Origin of the sequence: Caballeronia temeraria (assembly GCF_001544795.2) — a bacterium.
Classification (GTDB): Bacteria; Pseudomonadota; Gammaproteobacteria; order Burkholderiales; family Burkholderiaceae; genus Caballeronia; species Caballeronia temeraria.
In genome coordinates this window covers 141,475-154,246 of record NZ_FCOI02000019.1, presented here as the reverse complement: position 1 = coordinate 154,246, position 12,772 = coordinate 141,475, and the positions used below count along the sequence as shown (strand labels likewise).

Below are 12,772 nucleotides of genomic sequence, written 5' to 3'. Positions count from 1 at the left end.
CGATCAGTTCCGAAACAGTAATGACTGGCGAGGTGAAAATAGCGCCCATCCACCACACTCAGATAAAGCGAATAATTGAGACTGTCCCACAGCAACGGAGCGTACTTGTGATGCTCCCACCTGCTACCAAAAAACGGGCCTAGATAAATCATGTATCGCGTCCCCCCTGCATAACGCCATCAACGGCATGCGCAGGAATAGATCACGAGACGCCGCATCAAAGTACCCGTTTATTCTGAATTCCCCGTTCCCTCAGTCCAGCGCCGCACACTCGATCAATCGTCGCGCGCACTCCCACGCCTCGCGGGCTGTCACGTCCCGGATCAATCCGGCCTGCGTGGTTGCCCCCCAACAGCAAGTAGCAGAACTGCCGCGCCAGTTGATCGACTACCGCAGGACGCACGAGATGCACCAGCGCATCACGACTCACCTGCGGCAAGCGAGCGAGCTGGGTCCGCACTTGGTTGCCACGAGCGGATCGGCCCGGAACTCGAGCTGTGCCGCGATCACGAGACAGCCCCGGACGTCACCGATGCTGACCGCTTGAAATGAGTGTTGCTCGAACAGGCCCGTCGCGGCGTCGACCCTGCGGGAGGGTGCGTCGTTCATTTATCAGGCGTACGTAGCGTATGGAGCAAGGATAATGCGCCCCGCCTTTTTTATCCCCCCGACGCGCCAATGTCTCGTCCTCGTCGTCCATTCGGAAAACTAGGCACGAGCCATAAGTAAGAACAATGGCAGTAGGGGATCAATTGACAAAAGTTCTTGGTGGTCTCACAAGGCGTATCGTCAATCACGATTGCTGCTCATGCGGCAAAGGACACGACGATGCAAACCGTTCAATCCACTCGCGATGACGTTCCAGCCGAAATCCGCTACCGTTCAGGAACGCTGATGTTGCTCGGATTTGCCTACACAGTGCCTACACGAGCACCACAAAGCAAAAAGCCCAGTCGCAATGACTGGGCTTCTTACCTGATACTTGGTAGGCCGTACGGGATTCGAACCTGTGACCAACGGATTAAAAGTCCGCTGCTCTACCAGCTGAGCTAACGACCCGAAAGAGGCGAAATTATAAACTTCGATTCTTGGTTCTGTCAACCGGTCTCGTTGAAGAACGCTTGAATCATCGAAAGAAAAACGCCCGCGGCTTCACTGCCCGCGGGCATTCTCCTCGAGAGGCGCGAAACTCGAAGGAAATCCTGAAAGCTTCGCTTACTTCACCTGCGACATCTTGCTCTGCGCGGTCTGCGCGACTTCCGTACCGGCGTACTGCGAGATGATCTGCTGAAGCGTCTGCTTCGCAGCCGCCTTCTGACCTTGCTCGATCTGGTTGTTCGCGATTGCGAGCAACGCCTCGGGCGCTCGCGGATGCGTCGGATAACTCTTCACCAGGTCCTGCCAGATCGCAGTCGATCCCTTGTAGTCGCGCTGCGCGTAGAGCGCATTGCCGAGCCAGTACCGCGCCGTCGGCTGATACGGGCTCTGCGGATACTTCGCCACGAACGCCTTGAAAGACGCCGCGGCATTCTTGTAGTCGCCGTTACGGAATTGAGTCGACGCCGCGTTGAACGCTTCCGTCTCGCCGGGCTGCACCGAACCGGTCACGCCGTCGACCGTCTCTTGCTGCGGCTCGAACTTCTTCAAGCGCGAATCGAGGTCGGCGTAATAGTCCTTCTGCTGCTTCTGCAGCGTCGCGACCTGGTTGGCCAGATCCTCGTTCTGGCCACGAACCGTCGCGACCTGCTGATTGAGCTGGTCGATACGATTCTGCTGATCGAGGATCGTGCGCTGCGCCGCCTGCAACTGATTGGACAGGCTGTCGGTCTTCGTGCGCAGGTCGAGCACGGCTTTACGCGCTTCGTTGTCGTCGAAGACGCCGGCGTGCGCGGGCACGCTCAGCATCGTCGAGCCGGCTACGCACGCGGCTGCGGCCACGCGCAGCAAGGGAAAGCGATACAACATAGGGCGACTCACCCGTAACTGGTTACGTTAAGTTGATTACTGCTGGTACACGAGATCCGCACGGCGGTTCTGTGCCCACGACGATTCGTCGTGACCCGTCGCAGTCGGCTTTTCCTTGCCGAGGCTCACGGCTTCCATCTGCGAATCCGCGACGCCCATCAGCGACATTGCACGACGCACGGCTTCCGCACGCTTCTGGCCGAGCGCCAGGTTGTACTCGCTCGTGCCGCGCTCGTCGGTGTTGCCCTGGATCAGGACGTGACGCTCCGGATGGCTCTTCAGGTACGACGAGTGTTGTTGCAGCAGCGGCTGATAGTCGTCCTTCACGGCATAGCTGTCGAAGTCGAAATAGATGCTGCGCTTCGCGAGCGGGCTGTTCGGATCGTTCAGCGGGTCGATATTGACCTGCTTCACGTCCGACGGGTTCGGCTGCGTGCCGACTGCACCCTTGTTCTGGCCTTCGTCGAGCTTCACGCCCGAGTGACACGCCGCCAATGCGCCGACCATCGCAACTGCCAGGCCGATACGAAGTTTCGACATCATGGTACCTCTCCTTGTGTTGTAGCTGAACGTTGTATGTGAAACGTTATTGCTGGACTTATTGCATGAACGGACCCCAGGACGGCTCGCGCACCACACCGCCCTGAACTGACAAGACTTGCCGCGTGCGACCGTCGGTCGAAACGGCTGCCAACACGCCACGTCCGTTCACTTGGGTGGCGTAGAGGATGTACTGACCATTCGCCGCGAAACTCGGCGATTCGTCATGCGTCGTGTCGGTCAGCCCCGTCGCCGTGCCGGACGCGAGGTCCTGCAGATACAGCTTGAAGCCGCCGCCAGTGCGCGAAATGTACGCGAGTTGCTTGCCGTCCGGACTCACGCGCGGGCTCGTGTTGTACGAACCCGCGAACGTGACCCGCTGGGCCGCGCCGGCGCTTTCACCCGCCGCCGGCATCTTGTAGATCTGCGGCTGGCCACCGCGATCGCTCGTGAAATAAATCCAGTTGCCATCGGGAGAGAAGAACGGCTCGGTGTCGATGGAACTGCCTTGCGTCAGACGGCGCAGGCCGGAACCGTCCGCATTGACTTCGAAAATCTGCGTGTTGCCGGTGCGCGAGAGCGCGACCGCGAGCTTGCGGCCGTCAGGCGACCACGCCGGGGCACTGTTGTTGCCCTTCTGGTTCGACACGACCACGCGACGTCCCGTCGGCAGATCGTGGATGTACACCACCGGCTTTTTCTTCTCGAACGACACGTAGGCGACCTTCGTGCCGTCCGGCGACCACGCCGGCGAAATGATCGGCTCCGGGCTGGAGAGGGCGATTTTCGCGTCCTGACCGTCCGAATCCGAAATCTGCAATTGATAACGCCCGCCCGTCTGAATGACGTAGGACAGACGCGTCGCGAACACGCCGCGGCCGCCGAGCAGCTTCGCGTAGATGTAGTCGGCAATCTTGTGCGCGCTCATGCGCAGGCCGCTTTCCGCGGAAACCAGCGACAGGCCGCCCAGATTCTGCTGCTTGACGGTGTCGTAGAGACGGAAGCGCACTTCGTACTGGCCGTTCGGCAGCTTGTTCACACTGCCCGACACGAACGCATCCGCGCCTTTTGCCTTCCAGGCGCCGAGATCGACCGAATCGGTTTCGGCAACGGGCGCGCTGCCCGCGTCGATATTCGTGAACTTGCCGCTTCTCTGCAGATCCTGGCGAATGATCGCGCTGACCTGCTGCGCCGAACTCGCTTCATTGGCGAAATTGGCCGTCGCGATCGGAAACTGGGTCGAACCGACGCCGGTCACGAGTACGTTCAACTGGGCGTGTGCGGCGGTGCCGGCTGCGATCAGGCAGGACGCGACCAGCGTCTTCAGGCCAAGCTTCGTCATCAAACTCATGCTGTATAGGTTCCAGAAAAAAGCGTTTTCAAGTGTCCGCGGACTGCAGAACAGACCCGCGGTCGCACAATTCGTTCCCGCTGCTCAAGGCGCGCTTTCACGCCCGTTTTCCTGCCGGGCATCAGGCAACGCGTGCAATCAGCCTCCCGCCGGACGCAGCGTGATCGTGAAGTGATCCGGCGCCTTGCCGTCGATATCCTGAGGCATCGGATCCGAGCGCTGCACCGCGCGCAACGCGGCCTGATCCCACTGCTCGTTGCCGCTCGAACGCGTGATGCTCGCCGACAACAGCGTGCCCGACGGTGAGCAGCGCACCGAAACCACCGTCTCGAGCCCGGCCGTTTCGCCCGCCCACACGATGTTCGGCCGCACGCGGCGTTGCACCTTCTCGGCATAGCCCGGCGAGGTCGCATTGCCGCCCGCGCCCTTGCCAGTGCCGCTCTTCGCGAGCCCTTCGCCGCTCGATCCCGTGCCGCCGCCCAACTGCCCCTGCAACTGCGCGAGGCGGGCCTTGCGCTCGGCATCGACCTTGGCTTTCGCTTCCGCGTCGGCCTTGGCTTTCGCCTGTGCAGCGGCCTTCGCCTTCGCGTCGGCTTCAGCTTTGGCCTTGGCTTGCGCATCGGACCTGGCCTTGGCTTCCTGCTGCTCCTTTTCCTTCTGCTCCTTGAGCTGTTCCTGCTTCTGCGCTTCGGCTTGCTGCTGCTGGCGCTGCTTGTCCTGCTGCGCTTTCTGCTGCTGCTTTTGCAGGTCGGCCTGACGCTGCTGCTCGATCTGCTTCTGCTTGTCCTGCATCGCCTTCTGCTGCGCGGCCGCGGCGGCTTGCGCGGCCAGTTGCTGCTGACGCTTCGCTTCCGCCTCCTGCTTCGCCTCTTCCTGCTGACGGCGCTGCTCGGCGAGCTGAGCCTCGCGCGCGGCGGCTTCCTGCTGCTTGCGCTTCTTTTCCTGCAAGGCGATGTCCGCGTCCTCGTCCTTCGCCGGCGGCGGAGCGGGCTGCACCTTGACCGGTGCGGGCGGCGGCGGGGCAGGGCGCGGCGTCGGCGCGGGCGTGTCCGGAATCTCGGTCCAGATTTCCGCTTCCGCGCCCGCCGGCGTGTTGTTCTGCCAGTTGATGCCGTGATACAGGAACCAGCCGAGCAGCAGGTGCATCAACGCCGCGAGCGCGAACGCCTTACCCGTGCCGCGCTCGCGCGGCGGGCGGATCGGTCGCGCGGACGATGCGCGTGTCTGCATGTGCAAAAGGGTCATTGCGATTTGACGAGCAATCCGACGCGCTTCACGCCGCGCGCCTTCATATCGGACATCACGTTCATCACGACTTCGTACTTCACGGTCTTGTCCGCCGCGATCACGACGGGCTGATCGGGATGCGATTCCTGACGGTTCAGCACGAAGCTGTTGAGATCATTCATCGTCATCTTCTGCTCTTGCGTCGCGCCGCCTTCTTCCTTGTAGCGGACGTTCATGCTGCCGTCCGCCTTGATGTTGATGACGAGCGGGGGCTGCTGTTCCTGCGGCTGCGCATTGCCGACGGTCGGCAGATTGATGATCGACGGCGAAACGAGCGGCGCCGTCACCATGAAGATGACGAGCAGCACGAGCATCACGTCGATGTACGGCACGACGTTGATGTCAGCCATCGCGCGGCGCGAGCTGCCGCGCATGCTGGAACGAATGGGGCCTGCCATCGCGGACTCCTTCTGTTAGTGCGCCTGACGCTGGAGGATGTTCGAGAACTCTTCGATGAAAGTCTCGAAGCGGATCGCCAGACGGTCGATATCGTGCGCGTAGCGGTTGTACGCGACCACCGCGGGAATGGCGGCGAAGAGACCGATTGCGGTTGCGACGAGCGCCTCGGCGATGCCCGGCGCCACGTTCGCGAGCGTCGCCTGCTGCACATTGGCGAGACCGCGGAACGAATTCATGATGCCCCAGACCGTGCCGAAGAGACCGATATACGGACTCACCGATCCGACCGACGCCAGGAACGCGAGGTTCGCCTCGAGCACGTCCATCTCGCGCTGGAACGCGGCGCGCATCGCGCGGCGGGAGCCGTCGAGGATCGCGCCCGGATCGGTGATGCGGCGCTCCTTGCCCTTCAGGAATTCACGCATGCCGGATTCGAAGATACGCTCGAGCGCGCCGATCGTGTGACGGTTGTTCGCCGCGCTCTGATACAGCGCCTGCAGGTCGCCGCCCGACCAGAAATCGCGCTCGAAACGCTCGGTTTGCGCGCGCGCGCGGCGAATGGCGAACCACTTGCGGAAAATGAAAGTCCACGACAGGAGCGACAGCAGCAGCAGCAGCGCCATCACGGCCTGAGCGAGCAGGCTCGCGTGAACGACGAGAGAAATGATCGACAGGTCTTGTGTATTGTTCATAAAGGTCCGCTGTTACGTCCCGAAAGGGGCGTCCGGTCAAAGCGTCATGCTTTCGTGAAATGGATGTGAATCAAACGAAAGCCGTGCCGTGGCCGGCTCATGCTCGTTCATGCTTCCTCTGTTCCCGAAGCCCTGTTTCGCTTCGGGGTGCGATGAGTTCATCGTTCAGGCCCGGTCCGGGTTGGCGCCGCGTGATGCAGTGGCGAGGGCGGCGTGCGGGCCGCGCTTGAGTCCGTCGGCCACGGCATCCGGAATGGCGGCCGGACGAATCGACGCGCGATCCACCGATGCAACGCGAATGTCGCCGCTCGCGAGCAGCACGCCGTCGCGCCACGCTTCCTGATGAAAATCCACCGATGCACGGCCGAGACGTTCGATGCGGCTCACGACGCGAATGACGTCGTCCAGGCGCGCCGGCGAAGAATATTCGACGGACGTGCGTCTCACGACGAACACAATGCCGTTCGCATCCGCGAGACGTTGCTGGTCGATGCCGCACGCGCGCAGCCATTCGGTGCGCGCCCGCTCGAAGAACTTCAGGTAGTTCGCGTAGAAGACGATGCCGCCGGCGTCGGTGTCCTCGTAATACACCCGAATCGGCCACTCGAAAGTCAACGGATCACTCACCTTTGCGCCGCCCCGCTCGCGCGGAGGCTCGTCAGCACGATCCGGCTCGCATTTTGACAAATATTCATCGGCGGCATTTTACCGGAACCCGAAGCACCGCCGCCAAATCCTTAGGCAGATATCGAAATCAGCCGCGGTGAATTTGCAACGGTGCGAAGCTCTGGGCGATCGGCATCATCTCGATCGCGTTGATGTTCACGTGCGCCGGACGTGTGGCGATCCAGTAGATCGCGTCGGCGATGTCCTCGGGCACGAGCGCCTGCACGTCCTTGTAAACAGTCGCTGCCTTGCTGTCGTCGCCCTTGAAGCGCACGTTCGAGAATTCGGTGCCGCCCACGAGTCCCGGCTCGATGTCCGTCACGCGCAGCGCAGTGCCGGCGACGTCGGCGCGCAGGTTCAGGCTGAACTGCCGCACGAACGCCTTGGTCGCGCCGTAAACGTTGCCGCCGGCGTAGGGATACGTGCCCGCCACGGAACCGATATTGAACACGTGCCCGCGATTCCTCTCGATCATGCCGGGCAGGACCGCGTGCGTGACGGTCACGAGGCCCGTGCAGTTCGTCTCGATCATGCTCTTCCAGTCATCGAGATTCGCGCGTTGCGCGGGTTCGAGGCCGAGCGCGAGACCGGCGTTGTTCACGAGGATGTCGATCTGCGAAAACGCCTCGGGCAGCGACGCGACGGCGTTGCGGACCGCGTTTTCATCGCGCACGTCGAGTTCGACGGGCAAAAGCGCGTCACCGAGTTCGTTCGACAACGCCACGAGGCGCTCCTTGCGCCGCGCGGCCGCGATCACGCGATGGCCGCCTTTGACGAAAGTGCGGGCGATGGCAGCGCCGAATCCGGCCGACGCGCCGGTGACAAAAACGATCATGAGCGGACTCCGAATGGGGCGGGATTGGCAAAGCCGGAGCGCGCACGGGAGCGCGTCCGGCAACGGCGCAAAGCGTACTTCCATTAATGCGGCGCGGCAAGCAATTGCGGGTGCGAACGATCGTGCTTTAATGCCCTCCGGGGGCGGGTGGAATCGGGCGCCGAGCCGGTTGCCTAAAGCATGACGGCCCATTAAACTACAACGCTCAAACCCCGCGTGACTGGCGATAGAATCTTCGGATTCAAGGTGGAGCGACCCACCAGGAAGCGCGGAGCGTCGTTTTGCCGTTCGCCTGGGCAGCTGAGATCCGCACGCCGTCGCTGCGTTGCCGGTGGCTGTCCGTTCCGCGAAACCGGATTCATCCTCTATCCGTCGCGCCTGGACTCCATCGGTTTCCAGCGTCTTTTGCGTCTGCTTCGAACGTGGCGCACGCGCGATCCGGTCAACCTGTTTTGATCTCACGGAAAACGTATGTTTGACAGAGCCGAAAGTACCCTCGCCAATGTCGATCCCGAATTGCTCAAGGCGATCGAGCAGGAAAACCGCCGCCAGGAAGATCACATCGAGCTGATCGCGTCGGAAAACTACACGAGCCCGGCCGTGATGGCCGCGCAGGGCTCGCAACTCACGAACAAGTACGCCGAAGGCTATCCCGGCAAGCGCTATTACGGCGGCTGCGAGTATGTCGACATCGTCGAGCAACTGGCAATCGACCGTGTGAAGCAGCTGTTCGGCGCCGAAGCCGCGAACGTTCAGCCGAATTCCGGCTCGCAGGCGAATCAGGGCGTGTTCTTCGCCGTGCTCAAGCCGGGCGACACGATCATGGGCATGAGCCTCGCTGAAGGCGGTCACCTGACGCACGGCTCGCCGGTCAACATGTCGGGCAAGTGGTTCAACGTCGTGAGCTACGGCCTGAACGAAGCCGAAGACATCGACTATGAAAAGACCGAAGCGCTCGCCAAGGAGCACAAGCCGAAGCTGATCGTCGCGGGCGCGTCGGCGTTTGCACTGAAGATCGATTTCGAACGTCTTTCGAAGATCGCGAAGAGCGTGGGCGCTTACTTCATGGTCGACATGGCGCATTATGCGGGTCTCGTCGCCGCCGGCGTGTATCCGAATCCGGTGCCGCACGCCGATTTCGTCACCACGACCACGCACAAGAGCCTGCGCGGCCCGCGCGGCGGCGTGATCCTGATGAAGGCCGAGTTCGAGAAGCAGATCAACTCGGCCATCTTCCCTGGCATTCAGGGCGGTCCGCTCATGCACGTGATCGCTGCGAAGGCTGTCGCGTTCAAGGAAGCGCTGTCGCCGGAATTCAAGGAATATCAGCAACGCGTCGTCGACAATGCGCGCGTGCTCGCTGAAACGCTGGTCAAGCGCGGCCTGCGCATCGTGTCGGGTCGCACGGAAAGCCACGTGATGCTCGTCGATCTGCGTGCGAAGAAGATCACCGGCAAGGCTGCGGAAGCCGCGCTGGGCGCCGCGCACATCACGGTCAACAAGAACGCGATTCCGAACGATCCGGAAAAGCCGTTTGTCACGAGCGGCGTGCGCCTCGGCTCGCCGGCGATGACCACGCGCGGCTTCGGTACGAAGGAAGCGGAGATCGTCGGCAATCTGATCGCGGACGTGCTCGACAATCCGGAAGATCAGGCAAACCTCGAACGCGTGCGTGCGCAGGTGGCCGATCTGACCAAGCGTTTCCCGGTCTACCGTTAATCCGCGAGTCAAACGCCTATGCGCTGCCCATTCTGCCGACACGAAGATACCCAGGTCGTGGATTCTCGCGTGTCGGAGGATGGCGCGGCCATTCGGCGGCGGCGGCGCTGTCCCGCGTGCGACAAGCGTTTCACCACGTATGAACGCGTCGAGCTGGCGCTGCCGTCCGTCGTCAAGAAGGACGGCACCCGCACCGAGTTCGACCGGCGCAAGATCGTCGCGAGCATGCAGCTTGCGCTGCGCAAGCGCCCGGTTGCAGCCGATGCCATCGATGCCGCCGCGTCCCGTATCGAATATCAGTTGCTCGGCAGCGGTGAACGCGAAGTGCAAAGCGAGCGTCTCGGCGAGCTCGTCATGAACGAACTGCGGCAGCTCGACACCATCGCCTACGTGCGTTTTGCTTCCGTCTACAAGCGTTTCGAAGACGTCTCCGAATTCGAAGACGTGCTCGACGAATTCCGCCGTGCCGTGCCGAAGAAATCGAGCACGCGCAAGCGCTGATCTTTCTTTCATCGTTTCCCTCCCCAGCCTCGTTTGCTGACGTCGCTCGCGCAAGTGTGCCGGGCATCGTGTGGCGTGAACACTCGGCCATTCGGCTAATGGCGGCGCGCATCGCTTATCGCTAGATTGAGCTTTTCGGCTCGATTCGATCGATAAGGCATGCAGATCATCCGCGCATCAAATTCAGGTTTCACGCTCGTCGAACTGTGCGTGGTGCTCGCCGTGATGGCGATACTCGCGACGTTCGCCGCGCCGTCGTTTATCGCGTGGCAGACGCGCGATCAGGTCGATGCCCGGGCGCGTTCGCTCCTTTCCTCGCTGACGCTTGCCCGTGCCGAAGCCGTGAGGCGCGGCGCGCGCGTCACGCTGTGCAGAATCGACGCATCGCGTCATTGCCTTGCATCAGGACGAAGTTGCGAAAACGGCGTCACGGACTGGTCGTGCGGATGGGGTTTGTTCGTCGATCGCGATGGTGTTTCAACGCTCCTGCGCATGGAGCCGCCGATGACGTCGATCTCGATCGCCGGAACGTCGACCGATCTTTCGTTCACGCCGCCTTCGGGGCAAGTGATCGGCGGATTTCGCAGCTTCGACTTCGGCCCGCGCGGCGCCGACTTGGCCGCGAATTCGGCATCGCGACGATGCGTACGGCTCGCGTCCGGCGGCCGGGCGCGCGTGACTCAGGGAAGCTGCGGAGCATCGGCATGAAGCGCGCTCAACATGGCATTTCGCTCATCGAAGTGATGGTCGCGCTCACGCTCACGGCGGTCACGGCGCTCGGTCTCGTCGCGGTGCAGAGCGCGCTCGCACGCGGCGAACGGGCTGCGCTGCTGCGCGAACGCGCGACGCTCATCGCGGATTCGGTCGCGCAAAGCGTGCGCGGCGATGCGGACCGTGCGGCGACCGTGTCGCAATGGCAGGCGAGGGCGTCGTCGATGCTGCCTGCAGGCGATGTCGCGATCTCCGACCGTGCCGATGGCGTGCGCGTCGCCACGGTGAGCTGGCGCGCGGACGACCGGTCCGATCCGTGCCCCGAACCGCAGGCGAAGCCGCTCGCGTCCTGCATCGCGGTGGCGTTTGCGCGATGACGTCACGCCTGTTCCCCTCGCGCGGCCATACGCTGCTGGAAATGACGATCGCGCTCGCGCTCGGCATGTTGATCGTGATCGCGTCGCTGGCGCTCTATCGCGGACAGCGCGATGCGTTCGAGCGTGCCGCCGATGCCGCGCGCATTCACGACGCCGCGTCCATCGCGCTGGACGTGCTCGGCCAGCACATTCAGATGGCCGGTTTCGCGTCGAGCCGGGATTCGAATGTCGACGCATCGGTATTCGGCTGCGCGCAAGGCCGTGTGGTCGGCGCGGACTCGGCGGCATCGTGCGAATCGCTCGCGAGCCACTCGGATGGCGTGCAGATTCGCTATGCCGTCGATGTGGTGTCTACCTGGCCGTCGAGCGCGGGCGTGCCGACGGATTGTCTCGGCCAGACCGTATCCGACGCCTTCGTCACGAACCGCTTCTATGCGAAGGCCAGCAGTTCCACGGGCGAGCCCGAGTTGTACTGCGAGGGCAGCGGCGCAAAGCAGGCGCAGCCGATCGTCGAAGGCATCGAGCGGATGCGCGTGATGTACTGGCTCGCGGGCGCGTCGTCGGCAGCGGATGCGTCGGCTGTCGCGCGCGAACGCTGGCGCGATGCCTACGCCGTCGACATTTGCATCGTCGTGCGCGGCTTTCTTGCACACGCGAAACGAAAAACGAGCTACGTGGATTGCAGCGGTTCGCCCGTATTCGTCGAGGATGGCCGCGTTCGGCAAGTCTTCTGGCGGCGCGTGGCAATACGCAATTCGCCGGCGATGGCATCCGGAGGCGCGCAGTGAATCGACGTTCGCAAATGCGCGGCGCCACCTTGCCGGTGGTCCTGATTCTCGCCGCGATGATGTTGATTACCGCGGGCGCATGGCTGAAGACATCGCTCGTGGTGGCCCGGGCGACGGTCGCGACGCGCGAGCGCGTGCAGGCGTTTCACGCCGCGGACAGCGCATTGATCCGATGCAGCCGAATGTTGTCGCTCGCGTTGCCGTCGACGAGCTCGAAGGACGAACCCTCGCGATGGCGCGCGAAATCCTCGTTCGAAGGACCGACCGCTGTTGCGTTCGCGCCGTTCGCTTCCTGGCCGTACGCGCGGCGCGTCCCGCAATGCCTGATCGAGTCGTGGACGAACGCGTCGTATCTGATTACCGCGCGCGGCTTCGGCGCGACGGCGGATTCGGAGGCATGGCTGCAACTTCGGATCGATATCGCCGATGGCGCGAGCACGCAACACTGGCGGCGCGTCGTCGCCAGACCGTTTTGAGGATCGGCATGAACGAAAAGGGCTTCAGTCTGCTTGAACTCATGATCGCGCTGGGCGTCGCCGCGATCATCGCGACGTTCGCCATTCCGGCGTACCGGACGCATGTGGTGAAGGCGCATCGGCTCGACGCCGCGTCCGCGTCGATGCGCGCGGTTCAGTTCGTCGAAACGGCGCGGCTTGCGCAGACATCGGCCAGCGGCGAAAGCATTACGCTCGCTGCCGGTCTCGATCGGGCGCCGTTGAGCGGAGCGGCCGTTTATAGCGTGACGGTGCTGCCGGAATCATCGACGAACGGCGGATATGGGATCGAAGCCACGCCGATCGCGTCCGGAGCGATGCAAGACGATGCCTGCGGCGCGTTCGTCATCGATGCGACGGGACTGCGCTGGAATCATGCGCCCGGCTCGACGACGCCGCTCGATGCGGCGCAGTCGGCGTCCTGCTGGGGAGCAAAGAGTTGAGTTC

At 62.9% G+C, this 12,772-nt stretch carries 15 protein-coding genes, 1 tRNA gene and 1 riboswitch; of the genes, 7 read left to right on the top strand and 9 right to left on the bottom strand.

What is annotated here, in order from left to right; genetic code table 11:
- Window positions 1–983 precede the first annotated feature (983 nt).
- The 9 genes from AWB76_RS25115 to ydfG form a co-directional block, all read right to left on the bottom strand.
- Window positions 984–1,059 (bottom strand) — tRNA-Lys (locus AWB76_RS25115).
- A gap of 156 nt (window positions 1,060–1,215) precedes the next feature.
- On the bottom strand, window positions 1,216–1,965 hold the full coding sequence (ybgF, locus tag AWB76_RS25110; RefSeq protein WP_061162833.1) for a tol-pal system protein YbgF: 750 nt from the start codon (window positions 1,963–1,965) through the stop codon (window positions 1,216–1,218).
- Window positions 1,966–2,001: 36 nt separating this feature from the next.
- On the bottom strand, window positions 2,002–2,508 hold the full coding sequence (gene pal / locus AWB76_RS25105) for a peptidoglycan-associated lipoprotein Pal (RefSeq protein ID WP_061162832.1): 507 nt from the start codon (window positions 2,506–2,508) through the stop codon (window positions 2,002–2,004).
- 55 nt (window positions 2,509–2,563) lie between these two features.
- Window positions 2,564–3,856 carry a Tol-Pal system beta propeller repeat protein TolB gene (gene tolB, locus AWB76_RS25100; protein WP_061162831.1) on the bottom strand — a complete coding sequence of 431 codons (1,293 nt, stop codon included), beginning with the start codon at window positions 3,854–3,856 and terminating at the stop codon, window positions 2,564–2,566.
- A 138-nt stretch (window positions 3,857–3,994) separates the two neighbouring features.
- The gene (gene tolA / locus AWB76_RS25095) at window positions 3,995–5,086 is read right to left on the bottom strand and encodes a cell envelope integrity protein TolA (protein WP_061162830.1); all 1,092 of its coding nucleotides are present in this window, start codon (window positions 5,084–5,086) and stop codon (window positions 3,995–3,997) included.
- A gap of 11 nt (window positions 5,087–5,097) precedes the next feature.
- Window positions 5,098–5,541, bottom strand: a complete 444-nt coding sequence (gene tolR / locus AWB76_RS25090) for a protein TolR (protein ID WP_061135335.1) — start codon at window positions 5,539–5,541, stop codon at window positions 5,098–5,100.
- A gap of 15 nt (window positions 5,542–5,556) precedes the next feature.
- The gene (gene tolQ / locus AWB76_RS25085; protein WP_008342801.1) at window positions 5,557–6,234 is read right to left on the bottom strand and encodes a protein TolQ; all 678 of its coding nucleotides are present in this window, start codon (window positions 6,232–6,234) and stop codon (window positions 5,557–5,559) included.
- 165 nt (window positions 6,235–6,399) lie between these two features.
- The gene (ybgC, locus tag AWB76_RS25080) at window positions 6,400–6,861 is read right to left on the bottom strand and encodes a tol-pal system-associated acyl-CoA thioesterase (RefSeq protein WP_061162845.1); all 462 of its coding nucleotides are present in this window, start codon (window positions 6,859–6,861) and stop codon (window positions 6,400–6,402) included.
- A 127-nt stretch (window positions 6,862–6,988) separates the two neighbouring features.
- Window positions 6,989–7,735 carry a bifunctional NADP-dependent 3-hydroxy acid dehydrogenase/3-hydroxypropionate dehydrogenase YdfG gene (ydfG, locus tag AWB76_RS25075; RefSeq protein ID WP_061162829.1) on the bottom strand — a complete coding sequence of 249 codons (747 nt, stop codon included), beginning with the start codon at window positions 7,733–7,735 and terminating at the stop codon, window positions 6,989–6,991.
- A 206-nt stretch (window positions 7,736–7,941) separates the two neighbouring features.
- A riboswitch (ZMP/ZTP riboswitch) is annotated at window positions 7,942–8,040 on the top strand.
- A gap of 166 nt (window positions 8,041–8,206) precedes the next feature.
- On the opposite strand from ydfG, the gene glyA reads away from it, so the two are divergent.
- From glyA to AWB76_RS25040, 7 genes are all read left to right on the top strand, one after another.
- Window positions 8,207–9,454, top strand: a complete 1,248-nt coding sequence (gene glyA / locus AWB76_RS25070; RefSeq protein ID WP_061162828.1) for a serine hydroxymethyltransferase — start codon at window positions 8,207–8,209, stop codon at window positions 9,452–9,454.
- Window positions 9,455–9,472: 18 nt separating this feature from the next.
- Window positions 9,473–9,955, top strand: a complete 483-nt coding sequence (gene nrdR / locus AWB76_RS25065) for a transcriptional regulator NrdR (RefSeq protein WP_061162827.1) — start codon at window positions 9,473–9,475, stop codon at window positions 9,953–9,955.
- 159 nt (window positions 9,956–10,114) lie between these two features.
- Complete coding sequence (locus AWB76_RS25060) at window positions 10,115–10,663, top strand: GspH/FimT family pseudopilin (RefSeq protein WP_061162826.1); 549 nt, start codon at window positions 10,115–10,117, stop codon at window positions 10,661–10,663.
- Window positions 10,660–11,043, top strand: a complete 384-nt coding sequence (locus AWB76_RS25055; protein WP_061162825.1) for a type IV pilus modification PilV family protein — start codon at window positions 10,660–10,662, stop codon at window positions 11,041–11,043. Before AWB76_RS25060 ends, AWB76_RS25055 begins: the two co-directional genes overlap by 4 nt.
- Complete coding sequence (locus AWB76_RS25050) at window positions 11,040–11,831, top strand: PilW family protein (RefSeq protein ID WP_061162824.1); 792 nt, start codon at window positions 11,040–11,042, stop codon at window positions 11,829–11,831. The genes AWB76_RS25055 and AWB76_RS25050 overlap by 4 nt, the downstream gene beginning before the upstream one ends.
- Entirely contained in the window at window positions 11,828–12,307 is a 480-nt protein-coding gene (locus AWB76_RS25045) for a pilus assembly PilX family protein (RefSeq protein WP_061162823.1), read from the top strand. Before AWB76_RS25050 ends, AWB76_RS25045 begins: the two co-directional genes overlap by 4 nt.
- 8 nt (window positions 12,308–12,315) lie before the next feature.
- Window positions 12,316–12,768: a type IV pilin protein gene (locus tag AWB76_RS25040; RefSeq protein ID WP_061162822.1), complete on the top strand. Its 453-nt coding sequence runs from the start codon at window positions 12,316–12,318 to the stop codon at window positions 12,766–12,768.
- The last annotated feature ends 4 nt before the right edge of the window (window positions 12,769–12,772 follow it).